Below are 26462 nucleotides of genomic sequence, written 5' to 3'. Positions count from 1 at the left end.
AGAAGCTTTCTGTCGACGGCGCGACCCGCGTGCCTGCGGCCTTCGCGTCGCCGCATGACTGCAAGCCCCATCCACCCCCGCGTCCTACCGGTCCGGACACGCGCCCTGCGCATGTCCGCTGCATCCCTTCGTCCGTGGAATCCGCTCCCATGTCGCGCACCCTGTCGCTGCTCGCATCGGCCGCACTGACGGCCATCGCTCTTCCCGCACCCGCCGTCGCCGCCGACACCGGGCAATGGCTGGACGAGCATGGCATCGCACCACGCCTGGTCTGGTCCAACGACTATGCGCGCAACGTCGACGGTGGCCTGTCGCGCGGCGATCGCAACGCCGGCGGCGTGGTCGCCGGCGCGGACCTGGATCTGCAACGCCTGTTCGGCATTCCCGGCGCCACGCTGCACGCCACCGGCGCCTGGTACTACGGCGACAGCCTGTCGCAGCGGCAGATCGGCAACGGCGTCAAGGTGCAGGGCTACTGGTACCCGCAGCAGCAGGCACAGCTGGCGCAGTTGACCTGGGAACAGCGCTTCGCCGACGGTCGCTGGCAACTCGTCGCCGGGCGCATGAACACCACCTGGCAGTTCGCACGCAGCCGCTACGGCTGCCGCTTCGTCGGCGCATCGGACTGTCCGTTCCAGCTGAGCCAGGCCGATGGCGGCTTCGTCGGCTTCCCCTACGTGAACTGGGGCGCGAAGCTGCGCTACAAGCCCGAGGCCACCTACATTTCGGTGGGCGCGTTCGAACTGAACCCGCAGCGCAAGAATAACCATGGCCTGGACTGGAGTACCGCCGACAGCACTGGCGTGCTGAGCACGCTCGAGGTCGGCTACGAACCCGATCCCGCACTGGGCAAGGGTGCGCCGCGCTACCTCGCCGGCCTCTGGTACAACTCGGCCGACTACAGCCATCTGCGCTACAACCAGGCCGGCGGCTTGCGCGGGCTGGTCGGCGGCCCGGCCCGCCTGTACGACGGCGGGCGCTGGGGCGCGTACACGCTCGGCGAACGCGCGCTCTATCGGCCGCAGGGCATGGCGAGCAAGCGCATGCTGGTCGCCTTCGGCAACATCGCCGCCCCGCTCGACAGGCACCAGGTCTACGACCTGCAGGTCACCGCCGGCCTCTACTACAGCGGACCGCTCGCATCGCGGCCCGGTGACGGGCTCGGCGTCGTCGCCAACTACTACCGTTTCAGCGCCGACCAACAGGGCTACATGAACGACCTGCTGCGCAAACGCGGCGCGCCGCCGGACATCGCGCGCAACGAGCTCATGGTCGAACTCAACTACAGCTACCGCATCGCGCAGTCGCCGCTGTTCCTGGTGCCGAACGTGCAGTACATCGCCCATCCCGACATCCTGGGCAACCCAGCGGCACGCCGCGCGCCGGACGACGCGCTGGTGATCGGCTTGCGGGTGATGCTCAACATGGGCGGGCTGGGCACGCCGAAGTGACACCACGCGTGGGACCGGCGCCGCGGCAGGCGCGCGCACACGCTTGCGTCGCGGGCGGGTAATCTTGCCTTCCCCTTGCGTCGTCCGGATCGCGCCTCAATGGCCAACCCCTACTACCGTGGCCCCGTCAGCGACCATTTCGACGGCGTGCGCTTCTTCAATCCCGGCCAGCCCACCATCGACAACGCGTTGAGCAAGGTGCTGCGCTGGAAAGCCGCGATGGGCGCCGTGCGCTGGCCCGCGCAGGTCCCGGTGACACCCGCCGTGCCGGCGCAGCGGCACGACGGTCTGCGTATCACCATGGTCGGCCATGCCACGCTGCTGATCCAGGCCGCCGGCCTCAACCTGCTCACCGACCCGGTGTGGTCGCAGCGTGCCAGCCCCTCGCAGATCGCCGGGCCCAAGCGGGTGACGGCCCCGGGCATCCGCTTCGCGGATCTGCCCCCCATCGATGCGGTCCTGCTGAGCCACAACCACTACGACCACTTCGACCTGGCGACCTTGCGCAAGCTGCACGATGCGCACCACCCGTTGTTCGTGATGCCGCTGGGCAACGACGTGCTGTTGCGCAAGCGCGTTGCCGATGCGCGCATCGCGACCGGCGACTGGCACGAGCGGCTGCCGATCGGCGATGCCGCGACGGCGACGCTGACCCGCGCCAACCATTGGTCCAGCCGCGGCATCGCCGACCGCAGGATGGCCCTGTGGTCCGGCTTCTTCATCGAGACGGCGCGAGGGTCGGTGTGGTTCGCAGGGGACACCGGCTATGGCGATGGCGCCATCTTTCGCGAGATCCGCGAGCGGCACGGCGCGCCCGACGTGGCCTTGATCCCGATCGGCGCCTATGCGCCGCGCTGGTTCATGGCGCCGCAGCACATCGACCCCGCCGAAGCGGTACGGATCTTCCAGGACACCGGCGCCCGCCGCGCGCTCGGCATCCACTGGGGCACCTTCCAGCTCACCGACGAAGGGCGCGAGGCGCCGCGCGAAGCACTGTCCGCGTCATTGCACCTGGCGGGCATCGCCGCCACCGACTTCGTCGCCGCCGAACCCGGGCAGGCCTTCGACTTCGCCGGTCCCGCGCCATAGCGTTTGCGCGCCTGCCATCGCCTGGCTCGCAGCGCTGCGTGGCGCAGCGCGAATACTGAAACCGCAATACTCTCCACGCGCTTGATCGACCTCGGCACGGCGGCATACAGCGGCGGAAATCGTCCACCAATGTCCTGGGCAATCCCGCCGCGCGCACGGCACCCGACGACGTGCTGTCGATCCGCTTTCAGGTGATGCGCAACACGCGGGTTGGGCACGTCGAAGTGGAGCGTGCCGGCGGCGCTGGACGTTTGGCTCTCAAAAGCGGTTGCCCCAGATCCGCCCCGTAGGAGCGGCTTCAGCCGCGACGGGCAGTCGCGCAACTCCGTCGCGGCTGAAGCCGCTCCTACGAGCGAGGTAGAGAGAGACAGAGAGGCGCTTCCAATGGTCAGCGAAGGCGCCCGACGACGCGGCGAACCGCCGCGGTGCGCGCCATCCGCCATTGCGAAGCCGAGGGCGCGCAGGCGTAGACGGCTACACTCGCGCTCCCACGCCACCAGGACACCGCCATGCGCGACCTCAGCCCCCTGCCCTCCATCGCCCTGGGCCGCTACCGCCACTTCAAGGGCGGCGAGTACGAGGTGCTGGGCGTGGCGCGCAGCAGCGAGACGCTGGAGCCTCTGGTGCTGTACCGGCCCCTGTACGGCGAGGCCACGCTGTGGGTGCGGCCGTATCCGATGTTCATCGAGCAGGTGGAGATCGATGGGGTACGCCGTCCACGCTTCGCGCCGATCGACGCGGACGGCTGAGCACGGCGCAGGCGACCACGCCGCGCCCGACGCGAGGCGCTAGCGCTTGGCTGCGCTGTCCACGTCGCTCTTGGTCGCGGCGTGATCCTGTGCCGGGCGGTTGCGGTTCTTCTTGGCGCGCGTCACCAGATACAGCATCGCGGCGATGAGCAGGACGAACAGTCCGGCGACCCAGGGCATCAGCGTGGTGTCCATTCGACACTCCAATTCGGTTGCACAGCGGTCACCAGACCACACACGCAGTGAAGGCCTTGGCTAGTGCGACGGTGACGTCGGCGTCATGCCGGTGCATCGCATGCGCACGATGAGCGGTTCCGTCGCGCAGTCCCGACCCGCCGCGTCGGCGCCTTTACGACGGCCTTCGCGACCAGCACCAACATCACTTCAGTTTGCAACCGAGCGTATTCGAGACACCGCGGCGATCGCGCTGTCGATGCCTGAGCGTCCTGGCCGAGGCGATCGCAGGACGGGCAAGCCACTCGAACCTCAGGCCTTCGGAGCGCACCCGCCGCCGCGCCGCCCAAGCTGCCCAGCGCGCCCGATCAACAGATACACATTGACATACGCCCTATACGCAAATAACGTACGCCGCGTATGTGAATGAAGGCCCACCCATGCAGCAGCGCCGCAGCCGCCGCGAGATGATCGAAACCACCCGCGCCAGCCTGCTGGCTGCGGCGCGGCAGGCATTCGCCACGCACGGCTTCGCGCACACCTCAATGGACGTGTTGACCGCCGAGGCCGGCCTTACCCGTGGCGCGCTGTATCACCACTTCGGCAGCAAGGACGGCCTGCTGATCGCGGTCATCGAGCAGATCGAGGCCGAGGTGGGCCTGCGCCTGCAGGCGGTGTCCGACGCGGCGCCCACGCCGTGGGACGGTTTCCGCCGTCGCTGCCGCACCTACCTGGAACTGGCGCTGGAGCCGGAGATCCGCCGGATCATCCTGCAGGACGCGCGTGCCGTGTTCGGCGACGTGCCGCCGGCGGCGCAGTCGGTGGGCATCGCCGCGCTGCAGGCGGCGCTGGAAGCCCTGATCGCCGCCGGCACGGTGGCGCCGCTGCATGCCGGGGTGATGGCACGCATGCTCTACGGCGCGATCACCGAGGCCGCGTTCTGGATCGCCGAGCCGGACGCCGACCTGCATGCACGGCTGGCCGACGCGCTGGACGCGCTGGACCGGCTGCTCGACAGCCTGCGCACGCGCTGACCCCGCAGCACGCCCCGCTTCGCCACTCGACCAGGATCACGCACATGCACTGGCGCAATACCGCACAGCGCTTCGGCGCCCTCGCCAAGCTGTTCCACTGGACCACCGCCGCCGCCTTCATCGGCGCCTATGCGGTGGTGTACTACGTCATCTGGTTCATGGACGACACCTCCGATGCCTCGCTGCCGGTGCTCAACCTGCACTGGGTGCTGGGCCTGCTGGTCGGGTTCCTGGTGCTGCCGCGGCTGCTGTGGCGCTGGCTGGACGTGCAACCGGACGATCCGCCGGGCTCGGCGCTGGAACACCGGCTCGCGCATCTGGCGCACTGGGGCCTGTACGCGCTGCTGATCGTGATGCCGCTGACCGGCTACATCGGCACCGGCGCGCCGACCGACCTCGGCCTGTTCCGCATTCCCGGCTTCAACGAGACCGCGCTGTTCGCCTGGATCAGCCGCACCTGGCACCTGAGCTGGGAAGCGTTCGAAGCGCCGATCGACGTGGTGCACCACTTCATCGGCAAATGGATCGCATGGGTCGTCGTGCTGCTGCACGTGGCCGCCGCGTTGTTCCATCACTGGGTCCGGCGCGACGAGGTGCTGACCCGCATGCTGCCGTGGCGTACACCGCGCGGGCGCAGCGACGCGACGTCCGCCTGAGCCAACGCGCGTCTAGCGCGACGCCGGCACCTGCGCTGTGCGCGTCGCGGCCTCCGCTGGCGCGAGCGGCCAGCGCACTTCGAACCGTGTCCCGCTGCCGGCCGGCAGGCATAGCGCATCGCCGCCATGCGCCACGGCAATGGCCTTGACCACCGCCAGACCCAGGCCGCTGCCGCCGCTCTTGCGCGAACGCGACGGATCGCCGCGGCGGAATGCATCGAACACGCGCGCGGCGATCTCGGGCGCGATGCCGGGGCCGGTGTCTTCCACGAACAGCACGCATTGGCCCGCGTCCGCCTGCACACCGACCCGCAGCGGGCCCGGCTCGGCATAGTGCTGCGCGTTTTCGAGCAAGGCCATCAGCGCCTGGCGGATGCGCACCGCATCGCACAGCACCGGCGTGCGCAGCGCCAGCAGGGGTTCCAGCACCAGTCCGCGCGCGTCCAGGCTGGCGCCGAAGGCATGCAGCACCGCCTCCACTTCCTGCGCCAGATCGGCCGGCGCCGGCTGCAACTCCAGGTGCCCGCTGTCGGTGAGGCTGAGCACGCGCAGGTCCTCGATCAGCCGGTTCAGGCCTTCCACCTGCCGCAGCAGGCTCTCGAACGCCGCCACGTCCGGGGCGAACACGCCCTCGGCCAGGCCCTGCAGGCGCCCGCGCAGGATGGTCACCGGCGTGCGCAGTTCGTGGGCGACGGCGGCATTCCAGAATGCACGCTCGCGTGTCATCGCCTGCAGGCGGTCGGCCATGGCGTTGAAGTCGCGCACCAGCTGCGCGGTCTCGCCCAGCGCATGCGCATCCATGCTGGCGCGTGCGTGCAAGTTGCCCTGGGCGACTTCGCGCAGGCTGTGCGCCACCGAGTTCAACGGGGTGAGGATGCGCCGCGACAGCCGCACCGCCACCGCCACCGCGATCGCCACGGCCAGTGCCGCGGTGGCGCCGATCCACATCATCTCCACCCGCGACGGCACCCAGGTGTCGGAGATGCTGTTGGGCTGGTAGGCCGCCGCCAGCGCATAGAACACGTAGGAGCCGACCACCGACAGCAGGATGATCCACAGCGCCAGCGCCCCCAGCGACAGGATCACCTGGCGGCGCAGCCCGGGGGCGCGGCTCATGCGCCGGATCCGAACCGGTAGCCGACGCCGCGCACGCTGGCCGGTGTGCCCTGCACGCCCAGCGCCTCCAGCTTCTTGCGCAGCTTGCTGATGTGGCTGTCGATGGTGCGCTCCTGGGTGTCGCCTTCCGGCAGGCAGGCGTCGAGCAGTTCGGCGCGGCTGAACACCCGCTTCGGCGCGCGCATCAGCCGCACCAGCAGCTTGAACTCGGTGAGCGTGAGATCCAGCGTGTGCCGCTGCTCGCCCACGCGCACGCTGGCCTCGTGCTGGTCCAGGTCGACGTGGAAGGCACCCACGCGCAGGCTGCGCGCCTCCTCGGCGCCGTTGCCGCGGATGCGCCGCAGCACCGCCTGCACCCGCGCCACCACCTCGGCCGGGTTGAACGGCTTGACCACGTAGTCGTCGGCGCCCAGGCGCAGGCCCATCAGCTTGTCGATGTCCTGGTCCAGCGCGGTGAGCATGATCACCGGGGTCTCGCCCCGGTGGCGCAGTTCGGCCAGCACCTTCCAGCCGTCCGCCGCCGGCAGCTGCACGTCCAGCAGGATCAGGTCGGGGTCCAGCGCCAGGTGCAGGTCCAGCGCGGCGCGGCCATCGGCGGCGTGGGCGCTGCGCAGCCCGCTGCGCGCCAGGTAGGCGCCGAGGATCTCGGCGATCTCGCTCTCGTCTTCGGCGATCAGGATCAGCGGCGCGGACGCGGGCACGGCGGCGCCCGGAGAGGAAACGGACATGGAGGCAGCGAAGGCGCATCGGCCCGGACGGGCGGATCTCCATCATATCTCCACATCGCATCGAACGCCGCGCAACCCGCGGCCGCGACCATGCGCGGCTTTGGTGTTCGCCGCATCCGCGGCGGCAGCGACGAGGCACGAGGCATGGGCATGCGGCAACAGGTACGGACTCTGGGACTGGGCGGCGCGCTGGCGTTGGCCCTGGCGGGCTGCGGCGGCGGCGCGCAGCCACAGGCGGTGGCCGCGCCGGTACAGGTCACCGCGGTGACCCTGCACCCTGCGCCGATGACGGTGAGCGTGGACCTGCCCGGCCGCGTGGCCGCGGTGCGCAGCGCGCAGATCCGCCCACAGGTCGGCGGCATCGTGCAGCGCCGCTTCTTCGAGCAGGGCGCCGATGTGCGACGCGGCGATGCGCTGTTCCAGATCAACCCGGCACCGTTCAAGGCCGAGATGGACACCGCCGCGGCCGCCCTGCACCGTGCCGAGGCCGCGCAGGTGCTGGCCGACGTGCAGCATGCCCGGCTACAGCGGCTGGTCGAATCCGGCATGGTCAGCCGGCAGATGTACGACGACGCCGCCTCGCAGCGCAGCCAGGCCGCCGCGGCGGTCGCCGAGGCCAAGGCGACGCTGTCGCGGCGGCGCCTGGACCTGGCCTTCGCCACCGTCGATGCGCCGATCGACGGCCGCATCGACCAGGCACTGCTCACCGAGGGTGCGCTGGTCTCGCCCAGCGACAGCGCGCCGATGGCGGTGATCCAGCAGATCGACCAGGTCTACGTCGACGTGCGCCAGTCCGCCAGCGACCTGGACCCGCTGGATCCGGCCGCGCGCGCGCAGGCCACCGGCGGCGACGGCCTGCCGGCGCAGATCCTCGACCGCAGCGGCACGCCCTCGGGACTGAGCGGGCGCGTGCTGTTCTCCGGCATCAACGTCGATGCCGGCACCGGCGATGTGCTGCTGCGCATCCTCGTCGACAACCCGCAGCGGCGCCTGTTGCCCGGCATGTACGTGCGGGCGCGGGTGCCGCGCGCCCACTACGCGCAGGCGCTGCGCGTGCCGCAGCAGGCGGTCACCCATGTCGGCAAGCGCGCGCAGGTGTGGGTGCTGGACGCCAATGCGCAGGTGCGCAGCGCGACGGTGCAGTTGGGCGAACTGGTGCAGGGGCACTACCGTGTCGTCGCCGGCCTGCAGGCCGGGCAGCAGGTGGTGGTCGAAGGCATCGACCGGCTCAGTACCGGCGCCCGGGTGAAGGCACGCGCGTGGCAGCCGCCGGCGGTCGCCACCGCCGCCGCGGACTGAGCCGGGGACGCCGCCATGCCACAGTTCTTCATCGAACGCCCGGTCTTCGCCTGGGTGATCGCGCTGTTCATCGTGCTGTTCGGCACCCTGGCCATCGGCCAGTTGCCGGTGGCGCGCTATCCGTCGGTGGCGCCGCCCTCGGTGTCGCTGATGGCGTCCTACCCCGGCGCCACGCCGCAGACCCTCAACGACTCGGTGGTGAGCCTGGTCGAGCGCGAGCTGTCGGGGGTCAAGAACCTGCTGTATTTCGAGTCCACGGTGGACACCTCGGGCAGCGCGCAGATCACCGCCACCTTCAAGCCCGGCACCAATGCGGAGCTGGCCCAGGTGGACGTGCAGAACCGCATCAAGGCGGTGGAGCCGCGCCTGCCGCAGGCGGTGCGGCAGAACGGCCTGCAGGTGGAATCGGCCGCTTCCGGCTTCCTGATGCTGGTCGGCCTGACCTCGCCGGACGGCCGCTACGACGAAGTGGCGCTCAACGACTACCTGGCCCGCAACATCGTGCAGGAACTGCGGCGCATCGACGGCGTCGGCCGCGTGCAGCTGTTCGGCGCCGAGCAGGCCATGCGCGTGTGGGTGGACCCGGACAAGCTCATCGCCTACGGCATGACCATGACCGAACTGGCGCAGGCGATCGAACAGCAGAACGCGCAGATCGCTCCCGGCCGCCTCGGCGACGAGCCGGTGGTACAAGGTCAGCGCCTGACCGTGCCGCTGACCGTGGCCGGGCAACTGTCCACGCCCGCGCAGTTCGCCGCCATCGTGCTGCGTGCCGACAGCGGCGGCGCGCGGGTGACTCTGGGCGACGTGGCGCGGGTGGAACTGGGCGCACAGTCCTATGGCTTCTCCAATCGCGAGGACGGCGCTCCCGCCACCAGCGCGGCGATCCAGCTTTCGCCCGGCGCCAATGCGGTGCGCACCGCGCAGGCGGTGAAGGCGCGGCTGGCGGAACTGGCCGCAAGCATGCCGACCGGCATGACCTATTCGATCCCGTTCGACACCGCGCCGTTCGTGAAGCTCTCGATCAAGCAGGTGGTCAAGACCCTGCTCGAAGCGATGGTGCTGGTGTTCCTGGTGATGTACCTGTTCCTGCAGAACGTGCGCTACACGCTGATCCCGGCTATCGTCGCGCCGATCGCGCTGCTGGGCACCTTCGCGGTGATGCTGCTGGCCGGTTTCTCGATCAACGTGCTGACCATGTTCGGCATGGTGCTGGCGATCGGCATCATCGTCGACGACGCCATCGTGGTGGTGGAGAACGTCGAGCGGATCATGGCCAGCGAAGGCCTGCCGCCGCGGGAAGCCACCACCAAGGCGATGCGCGAGATCACCGGCGCGGTGGTCGGCATCACCCTGGTGCTGACCGCGGTGTTCATCCCCATGGCCTTCGCCAGCGGCTCGGTGGGCGTGATCTACCAGCAGTTCACCCTGGCGATGGCGGTGTCGATCCTGTTCTCGGCGTTCCTGGCGCTGACCCTGACCCCGGCGCTGTGCGCCACCCTGCTGCGCCCGATCGCGCCCGGCCATCATGCCAAGCGCGGATTCTTCGGCGCGTTCAACCGCGGCTTCGAGCGACTGACCGGCCGCTATGCCGCACGCGTGGCGCGGCTGCTGCGGCGCAGCGCGCGGGTGATGGCGGTGTTCGCGGTGCTGTGCGTGGCGCTGGTCTTCGCCATGCGCGTGCTGCCCTCGGCGTTCCTGCCGGAAGAGGACCAGGGCTACTTCATGACCTCGATCCAGTTGCCCACCGATGCCACCAGCGAGCGCACGCTGGCGGTGGTCAAGGCGTTCGAGCGGCACGTCGCCACGCGCCCGGCGCTGGCCTCCAACCTGGTGATCCTGGGTTTCAGCTTCTCCGGCTCGGGCACCAACGCGGCCATGGCCTTCACCATGCTCAAGGACTGGGACCAGCGCGACGGCGCCACCTCCAGCGAGGAAGCCGAACGCGTGCAGCAGGCCATGGCCGACCTGCCCGAAGGCACGGTGATGAGCCTGCTGCCGCCGGCGATCGACGAGCTCGGCACCTCTTCCGGCTTCACCCTGTACCTGCAGGACCGCGGCAACCGCGGCGAGGCCGCGCTGATGGCGGCGCAGGCGAAGCTGCTGCAACTGGCCGCGGACAGCAAGGTGGTCAGCGGCGTGTATCAGGACGGCCTGCCGCCGGGCAAGAGCATCCGCCTGGAGATCGATCGCCAGCATGCCGAAGCCATGGGCCTGCCGTTCTCCGCGATCAGCAACACCCTGTCGGCGGCGATGGGCTCGCTGTACGTCAACGACTTCCCCAACGCCGGGCGCATGCAGCAAGTGATCCTGCAGGCCGACGCCGCGTCGCGCATGCAACTGGACGACGTGCTGGGACTGCGCGTACGCAGCACGGAGGGCGGCATGGTGCCGCTGCGCGAAGTGGTGACCGCCACCTGGACCGACGCGCCGCAGCAGTTGGCGCGCTTCCAGGGCTTCCCGGCCGTGCGCATCACCGGCGGCGCCGCGCCTGGCGTGTCCAGCGGCGCCGCCATGGCCGAGATGGAACGGCTGGCCGCGCAACTGCCGCCGGGCTTCGCCGTGGCCTGGACCGGGCAATCGCTGCAGGAGCGGCAATCGGCCGCGCAGGCGCCGCTGCTGATGCTGCTGTCGGCACTGGTAGTGTTCCTGGTGCTGGCGGCGCTGTACGAGAGCTGGACGATCCCGCTGTCGGTGATGCTGGTCGTGCCGCTGGGCCTGCTTGGTGCGGTGGCCGCAGTGATGCTGCGCGGCCTGCCCAACGACGTGTTCTTCAAGGTCGGCCTGATCACCATCATCGGCCTGTCGGCGAAGAACGCCATCCTCATCGTCGAGTTCGCCCGGCAATTGCACCGCGACGGCCAGGGCCTGCTCGAGGCGGCGACCAACGCCGCGCGCCTGCGCCTGCGCCCGATCCTGATGACCTCGCTGGCCTTCGCCCTGGGCGTGGTGCCCTTGATGCTGGCCAGCGGCGCCAGCGCCGAGACCCAGCACGCCATCGGCACCGGTGTGTTCGGCGGCATGGTCAGCGGCACCGTGCTGGCGATCTTCTTCGTGCCGGCGTTCTTCGTCTGCGTGGTGGGGCTGCAGGAGCGGGTGGCGCGCTGGCGTGCGCGACGCGGCGGGGGGGCGTCGGCTGAGAACTAGATCGGCGCTGTCGCTGCCATTGTGGCAGTCAACTGCATGCAGCCGCGACGCGCGAAGCGGTGCGCTTTCCGATGGCGCAATGCGTCGGGACTGAAGTCCCTCCCACAATGCACCCGACCGGCTCGCCGCAAGCCCCTGTGGGAGCGGCTTCAGCCGCGACGAGGCATCACTGGGCATGCCTGTCGCGGCTGAAGCCGCTCCTACGGGAAAGGATCGCTGCCGTCGATCGGCGCCACGCCGCACGGCCTCTCCTGGCCTCGCCCGATCTCAGGAGGTGAGACGCCGCTGCCACATGCTTGCGCGCTCCCCGCTGCTGCCCTGGCGCCCCTTGCTGCAGGACAGCCAGGTGCGCACATGCGCTGACGTCGGCAGCACTCGCCCGGCCTCTCTGGGCCAGGCGGTGGGCAGCGCTATCCGCACACGCGGTGTCCTTCAGTGCGGGCAAGCGACAGGCGCTACACCGGGGATTTCTCCATCGATGGATCGCACCATGTTCAAGGCACGAATCGGCGACCTGTTCGCCAGCCACGCCCACGTCCACGCGAATGCGGTCAATTGCGCCGGCATCATGGGCAAGGGCATCGCGCAGGAATTCAAGCGGCGCTATCCGGCCATGTTCGAGGACTATGCCGTGCGCTGCCGGGAAGGCCGCGTGCGCATCGGCGAGCCCTATCTGTACGCCGACGCCAGCGGCATCCGCATTCTCAACTTCCCGACCAAGCGCCATTGGCGCTCGCCGTCGCGGCTGGAGGACATCGCGGCAGGGCTGGACTACCTCGCCGCGTATCTGCGCGAATGGGACGTGCGCAGTCTTGCCCTGCCGCCGCTGGGCTGCGGCAACGGCGGCCTGGCCTGGGAGGAGGTCGGCCCGTTGATCTACCGCACGCTGGCGCATCTGCCGGTCGACATCGAGGTCTATGCGCCGTACGGCACGCCGCTGGCGCAACTCGAAACCGCCTTCCTGTCGCGGCCGGCAAACGCCTCGGCCGAGGGCGCCGGCAAACGCACGGCGACCCAGCCGGGCTGGATCGCGATCATGGAAGTGCTGCGGCGGCTGCAGGCCCTGCCGGAGGCGCGGCCGATCGGGCGCACCCTGTTCCAGACCCTCTGCTGGGCCATGACCGAACTGGGCGTGCCGACCGGGCTGACGTTCGGCACTGCCGGCCGCGGCCCGCGCCAGGGCGACGTCCGGCCGATCCTGACCGACCTGGCCAACCGCAACTGGCTGCACGAGCAGCCGCAGGGACGGACCATGGCGCTGCGCGCCTCGCCGCAGTACGACAAGGAGCATGCGCGGTTCGCCGCGGCGTATGCGCCGTACGACGCTGAGATCGCGAAAGCCGTGGACCTGTTCGCACGGATCAGGAACATCGACCAGGCCGAGGACATCATGACGGTGTTCCAGGCCGCGCGCCGGCTGCAGGTGGCGCATCCCGGACAACGGCACGATGCACAGCAGCTCCTTGCCCATCTGCGGGATGCACACACGAACGGGGCGTCGGAAGAACAGCAGCGCACTGCGAAAACGGCGATCGATACGCTACTGGCACTGGATTGGATTCGCTTGCGCTGAGCGCGGCGCTGCAAGGTTCGCCGACACGCATTCAATCCAGCGCGAATTGCGGCAAGGTGCCACCGCATCACGGCGACTGCGGGTCGACAACCGGCACCCTAAGTCGGCCTGACAGACACGGCCGAGTCACCGGTGGCGTGCCACATCCGCCGCCATGCGGACTCGCCATCCAAGCCAGCAGTGGCCAGCCCACCTGCCCAGCCCCCGCACAGTGGCAATGGCAGCACGGTAGGCTCACGGCCTTTCTCGCGAAGCCATCACACCGTGCTGCTGTCCCTGTCCACAACCACTCAGCCCGCCACCGATCTCGGCTACCTGCTGGTCAAGCATCCCGAGCGCGCCCACGAGGTCGAACTGCCGTTCGGCACTGCCCGGGTGTTCTACACGCAGGCCGACGACACCCGCTGCACCGCAGTGCTGATGCTGGACATCGATCCGGTGGGGCTGGTGCGCGGTCGCGGCGAAGCCGAAGGCAGCCTGTCGCAGTACGTCAACGACCGGCCGTACGTTGCCAGTTCCTTCCTCTCGGTCGCGCTCAAGCGGGTGTTCGGCACCGCCATGGCCGGCACCAGCAAGAGTCGCCAGGCGCTGGCGGACACGCCCATTGCGCTGGAAGCGGAGATTCCGGTGCTGCGGTGCCGCGGCGGCGAGCAACTGCTGCAGGCCTGGTTCGAACCGCTTGGCTACACCGTAACGGTCGAGCGCCTGCCGCTGGATCCGCGCTTTCCCGAGTGGGGCGACAGTCCGTATGTGCGCCTGCAGCTCGCCGGGACCGTCCGCCTGCAGGATCTGCTGACCCACCTGTATGTGCTGCTGCCGGCCATCGATGGCGACAAGCACTACTACGTGGGCCACGACGAAATCGAGAAGCTGCTCGACAAGGGCGGTACCTGGCTGTCCGCGCACCCGCAACGTGAGGCGATCGTCGGCCGCTACCTGCGCCGCCACAAGCCGTTGGTCCGGGCCGCGCTGGCGCGCCTGCTGGACGACGAAGAGGAGGCGATCGACGAGCAGGAAGTGCGCAAGGAAGCGGTCGAGGACGCGATCGAACGCCCGCTCAGCCTCAATGACCAGCGCATGCAGACCGTGGTCGAGACGCTGCGCACCCTGGGCGCGCGGCGCGTGGTCGACCTGGGCTGCGGCGAGGGGCGCCTGCTTGGCCTGCTGCTCAAGGAGCCGCAGATCGAGCACCTGCTCGGCATCGACGTGTCGCTGCGCTCGCTGGACCATGCCGCCGACCGGCTGCACCTGGAGCGCCTGCCGCCGCTGCAGCGCCAGCGCATCACCCTGGCCCATGGCGCGCTGACCTACCGCGATCGGCGTATAGAGGGCTTCGATGCGGCCTGCGCGGTCGAAGTGATCGAGCACATGGATGCGCCGCGCCTGCCCGCGTTCGAGCGCGCCCTGTTCGGTTTCGGCAGGCCGCCGGCGGTGGTGATCACCACGCCGAACAGCGAATACAACGTGCGCTTCCCGACCCTGCCCGCCGGGCGCTTCCGCCATCCCGACCACCGCTTCGAATGGACGCGCGCGGACTTCCGCGCCTGGGCCGATGCCGTGGCGCAGCGCAATGGTTACCGCGTGCGCCACGCATCCATCGGCCCGGACGATCCGGAGGTCGGCCCGCCGACCCAGATGGCGGTGTTTACCCGCGACATGGCCTGACCTTTTCGGCATCCTCATGACGATACGCATTCCCAAGCTCAGCCTGGTCGCCCTGATCGGGCCGTCCGGCAGCGGCAAGTCCACCTTTGCCCGCACTCACTTCCTGCCGACCGAGGTGATCTCCTCCGACGCCTGCCGCGGCCTGGTCGCCGACGACGAGAACGACCAGACCGCCACCGGCGACGCCTTCGAGGTGCTCTACTTCATCGCGCGCAAGCGCCTCGCCGCCGGCCGCCTGACCGTCGTCGACGCGACCAATGTGCGTCCGGAAGACCGCAAGCGCCTGGTCGAACTGGCACGCGAGTTCCATGTCCTGCCCTGCGCCATCGTGTTCGACCTGCCCGAGCGCGTGTGCCAGGAGCGCAACAACGCGCGTTCGGACCGCAACTTCGGCCCGCATGTCATCCGCAACCAGCAGCAGGCGCTGCGCAAGGGCCTGCGTGGACTGGAGCGCGAGGGCTTCCGCCATGTCCGCGTGTTGCGCTCGGTGGAGGACGTGGCGGCCGCCGCGATCGAACGCATCAAGGTCTGGAACGACCGCCGCGAGGAGCACGGGCCGTTCGACCTGATCGGCGACGTGCACGGTTGCCGCGACGAACTGGTCGCCCTGCTCGGCCGCCTGGGCTACACCGTCGGCGGCACCCGCGAGGCGCCCGAGGTCAGCGCACCGGAGGGGCGCAAGGCGGTCTTCGTCGGCGACCTGGTCGACCGCGGCCCGGATTCGCCAGGCGTGCTACGCCTGGTCATGCACATGGTCGGCAACGGCACCGCGTTGTGCGTGCCCGGCAACCACGACGTGAAGCTGCAACGCAAGCTCGCCGGACGCGACGTGCGCATCAGCCACGGCCTGGCCGAGACGCTGGAGCAACTGCAGGCCGAACCGGAGGAGTTCAGCCGCGAGGTCGCTGCCTTCATCGACAAGCTGGTCAGTCACTATGTGCTGGACGACGGCAAGCTGGTGGTCGCCCATGCCGGCCTCAAGCAGGAATTGCAGGGCCGCACCTCGCAGCGCGTGCGCGAGTTCGCGCTGTACGGCGAGACCACCGGCGAGATCGATGCGTTCGGCCTGCCGGTCCGTTCCGACTGGGCGCGCGACTATCGCGGCCCGGCAATGGTGGTGTACGGCCATACGCCGACGCCGGAGCCGGAATGGGTCAACCGCACCATCTGTCTCGACACCGGCTGCGTGTTCGGCGGCAAGCTCACCGCGCTGCGCTATCCGGAGAAGGAGCTGGTGTCGGTCGCGGCTGCGCGCGAGTACTACGCCCCGGTCAAGCCGCTGCTTCCGGCCGAGGACGCGAGCGCCGCGGCCACCGCACCGCGCGAGGCCTTGCTGCTCGACCTGGACGATGTCGCGGGCAAGCGCGTGATCGACACCCGCGCCTTCCGCAGCGTCACCATCCGCGAAGAGAACAGCATCGCCGCGCTGGAGGTGATGAGCCGCTTCGCCATCGATCCGCGCTGGCTGGTATACCTGCCGCCGACGATGGCACCGCCGGAGACCGCCAAGTCCGGCGATCTGCTCGAGCGCCCACAGGAAGCGCTCGACTTCTATCGCCAGGAAGGCATCGCCACGCTGGTGTGCGAAGAGAAGCACATGGGGTCGCGCGCGGTCGTGGTGCTGTGCCGCGATGCCGGTGTCGCGCAGCGCCGTTTCGGCATCGGCGATGACGGCCGCGGCGTCGTCTACACCCGCACCGGCCGCCGCTTCTTCGGCGAGCGCACGCTGGAAAACGCCCTGCTCGACCGCCTCGACGCGGCACTGCAGCGCGCGGGCCTCTGGGAGGAATTGAATACCGACTGGATCGTGCTCGACGCGGAACTGTTGCCGTGGTCGGCCAAGGCCCAGGAACTGCTGCGCGAGCAGTACGCGCCCACCGGCGCCGCCGCCACCGCGGCGCTTGCCACCGCGCGCAGCTGGCTGGATGCGGCCGCCGCGCGTGGCGTGGACGTGCAGCCGTGGCAACAGCAGGCGCAGGCGCGCCACAGCGACGCCAGCCGCTTCGTCGACGCCTACCGCCGCTACTGCTGGGAGGTGAACGGCCTGGAAGACCTGAAGATCGCACCGTTCCACGTGCTGGCCTGCGAAGGCGTGGTCGGCCTGGAACGCGACCATCGCTGGCACCTGGACGTCGCCCGTCGCCTGGCCGACGCCGAACCGCTGGTGCGCCTGACCCGGCACGTGTTTGTCGATCTGGCCGACGCGGCCAGCGTGGCCGACGCCGTCGCTTGGTGGGAGGCGCTGACCGCGCAGGGCGGCGAAGGCATGGTCATCAAGCCGGTCGAAGGCCTGGCGCGCAGCAAGCGCGGGTTGGTACAACCGGCCATCAAGTGCCGCGGCCGCGAGTACCTGCGCATCATCTACGGGCCCGAGTACACCGAACCGCAGAACCTCGACCGTCTGCGCCAGCGCGGCCTGCGCACCAAGCAGTCGCTGGCCATCCGCGAGTTCGCACTGGGCCTGGAAGCGCTGCAACGTTTCGTCGCGCAGGAACCGCTGTACCGGGTGCATGAATGCGTGTTCGGCGTACTGGCCCTGGAGAGCGAACCGGTGGACGTGCGGCTTTAACATCCACGTCCGTGCTTTTCCGCAATCCGGCCACGCAGCCGGGTTACCTGTATACCGCACCGCCCTTATCACGGCCGGCGCATGTGATAAGGGCGGCATCGCGTCAAGACTGCGCCGCCCACGTACAGATGGGCGGCGTCATGCAAACGGTCAGAAGCGCACACGCCAGACGCTGTTGCCGACATCGTCTGCGATCAGAAGCGCACCGTCCTTGTCCTGCGCCAGGCCGACCGGGGCACCGAACAGCTGCGACTCGTCCTGCGAGTGGAAGCCGCTGACCACGGTCTGCGGTGGGCCGATGGGACGGCCCTGCTGGAACGGCACGTAGACCACTTGATAGCCGCTGAGCGGCGAACGGTTCCAGCTGCCGTGCTCGGCCACGAACGCACCCTCGCGGTACTTTGCGGGCAGCGCATCGCCGCGGGAGAACCACAGGCCCAGCGCGGCCACATGCGAGCCCAGCGCATAGTCCGGCTTGATCGCCTTGGCCACCAGGTCCGGGCGCTGGTCCTTGACCCGCACATCCACGTTCTGCCCGTAGTAGCTGTACGGCCAGCCGTAGAAGCCGCCGTCCTGCACCGAGGTCAGGTAGTCGGGCACCAGGTCGGCGCCGATCTCGTCGCGCTCGTTGGCGATCGCCCACAGTTTGCCGGTGCGCGGCTCCCACTGCAGTCCGGTGGGATTGCGGATGCCCGAGGCGAAGATACGGCTGCTGGCCGAAGCCACGTCCACTTCCAGGACCGCCGCACGGCGGTATTCCACGTCCAGCCCGTTCTCGCCGATGTTGCTGTTGGAGCCCACGCCGACGTACAGCTTGCGTCCGTCGGGGCTGGCCAGCAGTGCCTTGGTCCAATGGTGCTCGATCGTGCCGGGGAGATCGGCGAACAGCGTGCCGGGCGCGGTGATCTCGGTCTGGCCGGCGACGTAGGGGAACTTCATGATGTTGTCGGTGTTGGCGACGTACAGCGCATCGCCGATCAGTTGCACCCCGAACGGCGAGTGCAGCCCTTTCAGGAACGCATGCTGTTCCCACTTGCCGTCCGCGGCCCTGCGCAGCAGGGTGATGCGGTTGCCGCCCTTGGCACTCTTGCCGGAGCGGCTCTGGACCAGCCCCGCGATCAGTTGCTTGGGCGTGGTGACGGGTTCCGTCCCTGGCGAATTGGCCTCCACCACCAGCACGTCGTCGTTGGGCAGCACGTACAGCTGGCGCGGATGCTTCAGGCCACCAGCGATCTTCTCGATCTTCAGGCCAGCCGCCACCGTGGGCGCCTGCCCCTCCTTCCAGCCCACTCCCTCGGGAACCTGCATCGGCGGCAGCAGGAAGTTGCGCGGCTGCGGCAGCGGCGGCGCGTTGCCCGCCTGCTGGGTGGGCTCGAGCGAGGCCTTGCCGCCGCAGGCGGCCAGGGCCACTGCGCCGCTCAGCGCGAAAACGGACAGGCACAGGCGCTTAGCCATGGACGTAACCCTCGCGCGGCGTGGTGCGGATGGCGATGAGCACATGCCCGATCGCCAACAGCGCGACTGTGGCGATCGAGAGCCAAAGCCCTGCCGGGACCACCGCATACGCGTCGCGGCTATGCACGAAGGAATTGAAGATGGCGGCGACGATGGCAAACAGGTTCAGCCAGAAGTCGAGCCGTTCCACCGGCAGCGTGGAGCGCCGCGCAGTGATCCAGACCTGCACCAGGTTGATCAGGCGCGGCACGATGGCGATGACCAGCCCGATCGCGATCAGCCAGGCCGCCGCCTTGGTCCACAGGATCACGCCGCTGCGGGCGTAGACGATGTCGAAGATCAGTGCGGCGACGAAGCAGCCGAACGGAATGGGATTGAGCAGGCCGTAGAAGGCGTTGGCCACCACGGAACGGCGCGGTGCAGTCTGCAGATGCATGACACGGCTCTCGACGAAAGGAAGAAGGGGGCGAAGCGCTCGCTCAGCACGAACCCGCGGTACGCGCCGCTGTGAGGGTGCGACCCACTATCTGCCCGCCCCTGTCGAGAGGACGTCGCGATGGCACTGCGCGCGCCGAGTGCCATCGCGCATCGTCGCTGCGGCCGCAGCCGCGTTCGCAGTGCTAGCTGCGCGTGCGCGCGACCGGCGCACCGCTGCTCTCGCGCACCGACAGGCTCACCGGCACGATCGTCCTGCGCGGCGGCGCGGCCGCATCCAGCCGCTCCAGCACCAGTTGCGCCGCCTGCCGGCCGCGCGCGCGTGGTTGCGCGGCGAGCGTGGTCAGCGCGGGTGTGCTCACCGCGGCCTCGGGGATGTCGTCGAACCCGGTGATCGCGAAGTCCTTGCCCGGACGGATGCCGCGCGCGAGCAGGCCCAGCATCAGGCCCAGCGCGACCGTGTCGTTGTAGCAGACCGCCGCGGTGGGCGGCGCGTCGTGGGCGAACAGGTCGCCGTGGCGCGCGGCCGCTTCCAGGCGATTGGGCGCGGACTCGATCAGCCACGCAGGGTCGACCGGCAGCCCGGCTTGCCGCATCGCCTGCGCATGACCGGCGCGGCGCTGCCGGCAGGAACTGGAATCGGCGTGGCCGCCGTAGAAGGCGATGCGCCGGTGGCCGAGCGCGATCAGGTGTTCGGTGGCCAGTTGCGCGCCGCGCTGGTTGTCCAGGCCGAGGAAACCCCAGTCGTCGGCACCGGCGAGTTCGCGATTGAACAACAGCACGTTCGCGCGTGCGTCCAGCACGGTGTGCAGTTCGGCGGCGTCGCTGCCCTCGGCCGGCGACAGGATCACGCCGGCCGGCGTGTGTTCCATCAGCGAGGCCAGTACGGCCTGCTGCCGCGCGGGCGATTCGCCGGTGCTGCCGAGCAGGGTCACGTAGCCCTGCTCGCCCAGCGCCTCGTCCACGCCGGCGGCGAATTCGGCGAAGAACGGATTGGCCAGGTCGTTGATGACCAGGGCCACGCAGGTCGAGGTGCGCCGGCGCAGGTTGGCGGCGCCGCGGTTGTAGACGTAGCGCTGCCGCTTCAGTTCCGCTTCCACGCGCGCACGCGTGTCGGCATGCACCAGCGGGCTGCCGCGCAGCACCAGCGACACGGTCGCGCGCGAGACGCCGACCGCATCGGCGATGTCGGTGACGGTCACCACACGCTGCCGGTCACGCGCGGCGGAGACCGCTGCGGTCTTTGTGGTCTTTGTGGCCTTTTTCGCCTTGTCCGCATGCTCCGCCGCAACCGGCGCCGCCTTGCGCGCGGCGGCCTTGGCAGCCTTGGAGCCTGCGGATCCGGTTCCGGGTGGACGCTTCTGGCTCATCGGATCGATTCCCTTCGGACGAGACGCGCAGCGTAAACCATCGGCTGCGCGCCCCTACTGCGCGACGGCACGAACTCAGCGCCAACCCAGGCTGGCGGCGGACGGCGGCGCCGCGCATGGCGACACCGGCAGGTCCTGCGGCTGCGTGCCCCAGCCCTGCGGCTGCGGCGCATCGCGCAGGTCGAAGCGCAGGCGGCCGCCCTGGCGCAACTGTGCCCAGTCCAGCCATACCGGCGCGTGCGCGCGGCCGTCCAGCGACACGCCACCGACGTAGCGCAGCTTGCCGTCGCCGGCCTGCGGTGCGTCGATGCGCAGCGTGCGGCCCGCGCCCACGTCCAGCTCGACGTGCGAGAAGCGTGGCGCGTGCAGCAGGAACTGCCCGGTGCCGGGCACCGCCGGATACAGTCCCATGACGCTGAACAGATACCACGCCGACATCGTGCCCAGGTCGTCGTTGCCGGTGACGCCGTTCGGCGCATTGGTGAACAGCGTCTGCGCCGCATGCAGCACGGTGCTGGTCTTCCACGGCTGGCCGATCAGCGTATACATCCACGGCGCATGCAGGTCGGGCTCGTTGTTGGGGTTGTAGCGGAACTGGCTGTAGTAGCTGTACGGCCCCACCACCCATTCCTTGCGCGCGGCGCCGGCCGGGTCGGCCAGCAGCGCGTCGTAGGCGAAGAACGCATCCAGGCGCCGCGCGGCCTGCTCGGGTCCGTGCATCGCTTCCACCAGGCCCGGCACGTCCTGCTGCGCAAGCCACTGGTACTGCCAGGCCGTGCCTTCATGGAAGCCGTGCTGCGAACGCGGATCGTAATGGCCATCGGACGGCGTGTACCACGCCCCGTCCTCGGTGCGCGGCCGCGGGAAGCCGGTGAAGCCCGTCTCCGCATCGCGCACCGACGGATCCCAGATCGAGCGCCAGTTGCGCCCGCGGCGGTTCAGCACGGCCGCGTCGTCGGCGTGGCCCAGCGCACCGGCCATGGTCGACAGCGCGCAATCGGCCAGCGCGTACTCCAGCGTCGCCGAGCCGCCGTGGTGCGGGTCGACATCCATGCCCTTGGAGGGAAATGCGCGGTCGTACTGCACGAAGCCCTGCGCCAGGTAATTGGCATTGCCGGAGCGCCCGGCGTGCCGCGAGTTCATCGGTGGCATCTCGAAGGCATTGCGGCGCAGCGCCGCGTAGGCCTCGGCCTCGCGCCCCTGCAGCGCGCCGAAGCGCCACAGGTCGACCAGGAACGGCGTGACCGGATCGCCGGTCATCACGTTGGTCTCGAAGTTGGCATAGCCCCAGCGCGGCAGCCAGCCGCCTTGCGCGTTGATCGCCAGGATCGACCGTCCGATGTCGGCGGCGCGCTGCGGCCGCAACAGCGCCAGCAACTGGTTCTGCGAACGGTAGGTGTCCCACAGCGAGAAGAACTCGTGATAGGTCCAGCCATCGGCGTGGTGGATGCCGTCGTCGTAGCCACGGTAGCGCCCATCGGCGTCGCTGCCGGTCAGCGGCTGCAGCAGCGCGTGATACAGCGCGGTGTAGAACACCACGCGGTCGTCGCCGCTGCCGCCGTGCACGCGCACGCTGGCCAGCTCCTTGTCCCACACCTGCTGCGCACGCGCGCGCATGGCATCGAAGCCGAGCAGGCGGCCATTGGCCATGCCTTCGCGGCGCAGGTTGTTGCGCGCGCCCTCGGCATCCACGTGCGAGATCGCCGAGATGGCGGTCACCGCGCGGCCCTTGCTCAGGTCGAAGGTGAGCCACGCGCCGCTGGGCTTGCCCTCGCCTTCCATGCCATGACGCGATCCGGGCACGCCGCCGGCCTCGCCCCAGGTGCCGAAGGCCTTGAACGGGCGGTCGAACTCCAGGCGGAACCAGGTGGTGTACTGGTGGCCGCCACAGAAGCTCTGGGTCACCAGCTTGCCTTCGACCACGCGGTCGCCGACCACGGTCAGGGTGCTGCCGGTGACCGTGTGGCGGGCGTTGGCCTGGCCGATGTTGACCAGCACATGGCCCTCGCCCGAGGTGGAAAAGGTGTAGCGCTCGGCCGCGGCGCGGGTCAGTGCGGTCGCTTCGGCGTCGATGCCGCCGTAATCGGTCAGCCGCACCTTGTAGTAGCCGGCCTGGCCGCGCTCGCCGTCGTGCTGGTAGCGCGCGCCGTAGCGGGTGTGGTCGAACGCCTTCGGGTCGCCCGTATCGAACTCGCCACCAGGGCCGATGCGCCCCGTGACCGGCAACATCGAGACCTGCCCGCCCTGCTCCCAGCAGCCCGCACCGGACAGGAAGGAATGGCCGAAACCGCGGATCTGCGGATCGTCGTAGCGCCAGCCGGCGTAGTGCGCGCCGATCGGGCTGACCTGGATCATGCCGAACGGGGCGGACGCGCCGGGGAAGGTGTTGCCGTCGTCCTTGCTGCCGATGAAGGTGTTGACCTCGGCACTGAGCCGCGGCGCGGCGGCCAGTGCCGGCGTCACCAGCAGTAAGGACAGGGCGAACGTGCGCAACAGGGAGGGCAGCGGGGAAGACGTCATGCGATGGATCCTGTAGTGGACGACCGCGGCAAGCGCGACGGCGCGGTCGTGGACGGCGAAAACGGCGGCCCGGCCGTCGCCGGACCGTCGCGCCCATGCCGACCGCCGCGCGGCAGGCATGGGCACGACACGCTGCAGCCTAGAACTTGTAGGTCAGCCCCAGGTACGCCAGCCGCCCGGCGTAGCCGCCGGTATAGAAGCGCGCGCGGGTGTCGTCGCCCAGATGCTGGCGCGACTCCTGCTTGGTCAAATTCAGCACCGACGCGGTGAGGCTCAGCGCCGGGGTGATGTTGTACGCCGCATTCAGATCGATCTGGTAGTACGGCTCCTCGTAGACATTCAGCCCATTGACCAGGCCCTGCACCAGTTCGCCGCGGCGGTTGTACGAGGCCCGCAGCAGCAGCCGGTCGGTCTCGTAGAACACGGTGAGGTTGGTCTGGTTCTTGGCGCTGCCCGGCATCGAGGTCTTGCCGACCTCGGTGCCGTCCTCCAGCCGCACCGCGGCCTTGCTGGCATCGTTGTAGGTGTAGTTGAACTGCACGCCGAGGCCGGACGGCAGCGTGTGCTGCGCGTACAGCTCCACGCCCTGCGACACCGCATCCTGGCCGCCGGCCTTGGTGCTGTAGTTCTGCACCGTGACCGTCTGGCCGTTGATCATCATGTTGACGTCGCTGATCACGTCGACCGAGAAGTTCTCCACGTTCTTGCGGAACAGCCCCACGCCCGCCACCGAGCCCGGCTGGAAGTACCACTCCAGCCCCAGGTCGAACTGGTTGGCCTTGTACGGCTCCAGCTTCTTGTTGCTGCCCGAGCCGTACCAGCCCTGCTCGCTGGCACCGCCGGTCAGGCGCCGGTCGGCCACGTATTCCGGACTGTAGTACTCCAGGCTGCCGGGCGCGGCGATGGCGTTGTAGCTCGGCCGCGCGATCACCTTCGACGCCGCCGCGCGCAGCAGCAGGTTTTCGGTCAGGTCGTAGGCCAGGTTGAAGCTGGGCAGCACGTCGGTGTACTTGCGGTCCAGCGCACTGACCACGAACGACTCGGTGCGTTGCTGGGTATCCGACAGCCGCCAGTAACCTTCGGTACCGCAGTAGGTATCGGCCGGCGCGCCGGCGGGCATGGCGGCGCCCTGCTGGCAGGCCAGCGGGTTGCCGTCGGCACCGTCGAAGAAGTAGTCGTTGTAGGCGGTCACCTTGTCGGTGGAGTCGGCGTGCTGGCCGGTACGCGCCACCCGCACGCCGACGTTGCCGCGCAGGCGCTCGGTGTGGAAGTTGAGCTGCAGGTAGGTGGAGTAGATCTTCTCGTCCACGTTGTAGACGAAGTTGTCTTCGTTACGGGTCTGCATCGCGCCGTAGGTCTGGTTCAAGTAGCCGATGTAGCCCGGGAAGTTGATCGCCGGGAACGCGCTGGAGTTGACCCCGCCGGCCAGGTTGCCCAGCGAGAACAGCAGGTCCGGCGAGAACTGCGTGGCCAGCGCATTGCAGCGCCCGTTCCAGTAGCGGTTGTTGTAGTCGCTCGGGTCGGTGCCCGGGCACACCCAGTAGTTGTTGCCGGTGTTGCGGTGGATGCCGCCGTCGCGGCGCTTGAGGCCGAATTGCAACGAGTCGAAGAACTCGCCGTCCATGTGCCAGGTGGTATCGATCTGCGCGTATTGCTGCTGGTTGGTGTTGCGGGTCCAGGACGAGCCGGTCGAGCCCAGGTCGACCTGCAGGATGCCGTCGCGCAGGTTCTGCATCAGCTCCGGCGAGAAGGTCATGGTCGGCGTGCCGGTCAGGTCCCAGGCGCTGGCGAAGTTGCCGTTGGTCCAGCTGCCGTCGGCGTTCTGCCGGCGCGGCTTGATCGGCAGGGAGAACTGGAGCTCCGGCCCGCCCTTGGCCCAGGTGCGACCGGCCTTGAACGACACGTCCACCTTCTCGCCACGCCATTCGCCGCCCAGGTCCACCGTCTGCGACAGCGACTTCTCGATGTTGTAGCTGCCGGTGATCTGCGGCGTCGGCACCGTGCAGTCGTCCGAGCCCCAGCCGCCCGGCGGCAGGCCGGCGGCGGCGGCCTGCGCCTCGCTGCAGTAGTAAGCCTTGCCCGGATGCAGGCTGTAGTTGGCGCCGGTGACGATGGTGCCGCTGGGATCGAACTGCAGCCCGTCGAGCAGGCGGCCGCCGCGCCAGTTGCCGTCGCCGTAGTAGCGCGCGATGTTCCACTCGGGGATCTTGACGGTATTGGTCTGCGAGTTCTGCGACAGGTCGAAGCGGAAGTAGTTCGCGGTCAGGGTCAGGTCGTCGGTGGGCTTGAACTGGAAGGTCAGCTGGCCGCCCTTGCGCTCGCGCTCCTCCTGCTTGACGTCCAGGCTGACGGCCGTCGGCATCATGAAGCGGGTGTAGTACTTGCCGTTCTGGTCCCAGAAGCCGGTGCCGCCCCACCAGTTGGCGTTGAAGTCCGACGGATTGCCGTTGACGTCGACCGCCGGGCCGCCTTCGTCGCGGCCATACCACTGCCAGCTCTCGGTGCTGGCGTTGAGCGTGCGCGCGGTGCGCTTCTGCTGCGTGTAGCCGACGAACACACCGAAGCGGTTGTCCTGGTCGTGCCACGAGTACGAGCCCGAGAACTGACCATCGGTCTTCTTGCTGCTGTCCGACCACACGCCCTCGGCGGAGACGAAGCCGGAGTTGGGCTCCAGCTCCAGCGGGCGCCGGGTCTGCAGGATCACCGTGCCGCCGATACCGCCTTCGTCGATGCGCGCTTCCGGCGTCTTGTACAGCTCGGCGCTGCCGAGCAGGTTCGACGGCAGCAGGGTGTAGTTGAACGAGCGCGTCGGGTCGCCGTTGGACTCGGCGGTGGCGATGTAGTTGCCGTTCAATTCGGTCAGCACCAGCTCCGAGGACAGGCCGCGCACGCTGACGTTCTTGCCTTCGCCGCCGTCGCGGGTGATGACCACGCCGGGTACGCGCTGCAGCGCATCGGCCACGTTCTTGTCGGGGAACTTGCCCACGTCCTCGGCGGTGATCACGTCGACCACGGCATTGGCGTTGCGCTTCTGCTCCAGGCTCTTCTCGATCGCGTAGCGGTAGCCGGTCACCGTCACCGCGTCCAGGTCGGTGGCCTTGACCTCGGCCTGGCCCGTGGGCGCCGGCGTGCCGTCGGCCTGCTGGGCGAAGGCGGTGGTGGAGGCGGCCGTCGCGAACAAGGCGATGGCGATGCCGGCGGACAGCGTGCTGCGGTTGCGTGCGGATGGCATGCAGTTCATTTCAATCATCCTCTCCCAAAGATTGATCGGCTGCGGCGGGTTTCTATCGATCCAAAGATCGGGCGAGAACCCCGCGCGGTGTGACACGAAAACTCTCCGGCGCCCTTGCGGCAAGCCGGCTTCCCTACGTCTCCCTCCCCCTTCTGCGCAGATGCGATTGGATCGTTCTAATGCAGTGGAAACCTAAGTAT

The 26462-nt window shown here is 69.3% G+C and carries 18 protein-coding genes; 10 read left to right on the top strand and 8 right to left on the bottom strand.

What is annotated here, in order from left to right:
- Positions 1-149 precede the first annotated feature (149 nt).
- The 3 genes from PIQ37_RS04880 (at position 150) to PIQ37_RS04870 (ending at position 3289) form a co-directional block, all read left to right on the top strand.
- Complete coding sequence (locus PIQ37_RS04880) at positions 150-1451, top strand: carbohydrate porin (protein ID WP_342072596.1); 1302 nt, start codon at positions 150-152, stop codon at positions 1449-1451.
- A gap of 99 nt (positions 1452-1550) precedes the next feature.
- Positions 1551-2540, top strand: a complete 990-nt coding sequence (locus tag PIQ37_RS04875; RefSeq protein WP_342072595.1) for an MBL fold metallo-hydrolase — start codon at positions 1551-1553, stop codon at positions 2538-2540.
- A 509-nt stretch (positions 2541-3049) separates the two neighbouring features.
- A complete protein-coding gene (locus tag PIQ37_RS04870; protein WP_342072594.1) occupies positions 3050-3289 on the top strand; it encodes a DUF1653 domain-containing protein in 240 nt (79 codons plus the stop codon).
- Positions 3290-3328: 39 nt separating this feature from the next.
- Here PIQ37_RS04870 and PIQ37_RS04865 read toward each other — a convergent pair whose 3' ends face one another.
- On the bottom strand, positions 3329-3484 hold the full coding sequence (locus PIQ37_RS04865) for a hypothetical protein (RefSeq protein WP_017910105.1): 156 nt from the start codon (positions 3482-3484) through the stop codon (positions 3329-3331).
- A gap of 419 nt (positions 3485-3903) precedes the next feature.
- Here PIQ37_RS04865 and PIQ37_RS04860 point away from each other — a divergent pair, with 419 nt between their 5' ends.
- Together PIQ37_RS04860 and PIQ37_RS04855 are read left to right on the top strand one after the other, a co-directional pair.
- Positions 3904-4497 (top strand): TetR/AcrR family transcriptional regulator, encoded by a 594-nt coding sequence (locus PIQ37_RS04860; protein ID WP_342072593.1) that lies wholly within the window; start codon positions 3904-3906, stop codon positions 4495-4497.
- A 44-nt stretch (positions 4498-4541) separates the two neighbouring features.
- Entirely contained in the window at positions 4542-5153 is a 612-nt protein-coding gene (locus PIQ37_RS04855; protein ID WP_342072592.1) for a cytochrome b, read from the top strand.
- A 12-nt stretch (positions 5154-5165) separates the two neighbouring features.
- On the opposite strand, the gene PIQ37_RS04850 is transcribed toward PIQ37_RS04855, so the two are convergent.
- Both PIQ37_RS04850 and PIQ37_RS04845 read right to left on the bottom strand, forming a co-directional pair.
- Complete coding sequence (locus tag PIQ37_RS04850) at positions 5166-6269, bottom strand: ATP-binding protein (protein WP_342072591.1); 1104 nt, start codon at positions 6267-6269, stop codon at positions 5166-5168.
- The gene (locus PIQ37_RS04845) at positions 6266-6997 is read right to left on the bottom strand and encodes a response regulator (protein ID WP_342072590.1); all 732 of its coding nucleotides are present in this window, start codon (positions 6995-6997) and stop codon (positions 6266-6268) included. Before PIQ37_RS04845 ends, PIQ37_RS04850 begins: the two co-directional genes overlap by 4 nt.
- Positions 6998-7147: 150 nt before the next feature.
- Here PIQ37_RS04845 and PIQ37_RS04840 point away from each other — a divergent pair, with 150 nt between their 5' ends.
- The 5 genes from PIQ37_RS04840 (at position 7148) to PIQ37_RS04820 (ending at position 17250) form a co-directional block, all read left to right on the top strand.
- Entirely contained in the window at positions 7148-8296 is a 1149-nt protein-coding gene (locus PIQ37_RS04840) for an efflux RND transporter periplasmic adaptor subunit (protein WP_342072589.1), read from the top strand.
- Positions 8297-8311: 15 nt separating this feature from the next.
- A complete protein-coding gene (locus PIQ37_RS04835; protein WP_342072588.1) occupies positions 8312-11443 on the top strand; it encodes an efflux RND transporter permease subunit in 3132 nt (1043 codons plus the stop codon).
- Between the two features lie 328 nt (positions 11444-11771).
- Positions 11772-13016 (top strand): macro domain-containing protein, encoded by a 1245-nt coding sequence (locus tag PIQ37_RS04830; protein WP_342072587.1) that lies wholly within the window; start codon positions 11772-11774, stop codon positions 13014-13016.
- Between the two features lie 264 nt (positions 13017-13280).
- A complete protein-coding gene (locus tag PIQ37_RS04825) occupies positions 13281-14681 on the top strand; it encodes a 3' terminal RNA ribose 2'-O-methyltransferase Hen1 (RefSeq protein WP_342072586.1) in 1401 nt (466 codons plus the stop codon).
- 16 nt (positions 14682-14697) lie between these two features.
- Positions 14698-17250 (top strand): polynucleotide kinase-phosphatase, encoded by a 2553-nt coding sequence (locus tag PIQ37_RS04820; protein ID WP_342072585.1) that lies wholly within the window; start codon positions 14698-14700, stop codon positions 17248-17250.
- Positions 17251-17400: 150 nt separating this feature from the next.
- Here the strand turns inward: PIQ37_RS04820 and PIQ37_RS04815 are convergent, their stop codons facing one another.
- From PIQ37_RS04815 to PIQ37_RS04795, 5 genes are all read right to left on the bottom strand, one after another.
- Positions 17401-18705, bottom strand: coding sequence for a PQQ-dependent sugar dehydrogenase (locus PIQ37_RS04815; RefSeq protein ID WP_342072584.1), 1305 nt, complete (start codon positions 18703-18705; stop codon positions 17401-17403).
- The gene (locus PIQ37_RS04810; RefSeq protein WP_342072583.1) at positions 18698-19141 is read right to left on the bottom strand and encodes a DUF2231 domain-containing protein; all 444 of its coding nucleotides are present in this window, start codon (positions 19139-19141) and stop codon (positions 18698-18700) included. Before PIQ37_RS04810 ends, PIQ37_RS04815 begins: the two co-directional genes overlap by 8 nt.
- Before the next feature lie 184 nt (positions 19142-19325).
- A complete protein-coding gene (locus PIQ37_RS04805; protein ID WP_342072582.1) occupies positions 19326-20510 on the bottom strand; it encodes a LacI family DNA-binding transcriptional regulator in 1185 nt (394 codons plus the stop codon).
- 75 nt (positions 20511-20585) lie between these two features.
- A complete protein-coding gene (locus PIQ37_RS04800; protein ID WP_342072581.1) occupies positions 20586-23030 on the bottom strand; it encodes a GH92 family glycosyl hydrolase in 2445 nt (814 codons plus the stop codon).
- Positions 23031-23169: 139 nt separating this feature from the next.
- Entirely contained in the window at positions 23170-26271 is a 3102-nt protein-coding gene (locus PIQ37_RS04795) for a TonB-dependent receptor (protein ID WP_342072580.1), read from the bottom strand.
- Between the last annotated feature and the right edge of the window lie 191 nt (positions 26272-26462).

Source organism: Xanthomonas protegens (assembly GCF_038442435.1).
Classification (GTDB): Bacteria; Pseudomonadota; Gammaproteobacteria; order Xanthomonadales; family Xanthomonadaceae; genus Xanthomonas_A; species Xanthomonas_A sontii.
The sequence above is the reverse complement of the archived record's forward strand: the minus strand, read 5'-3'. Positions and strand labels throughout refer to the sequence as shown.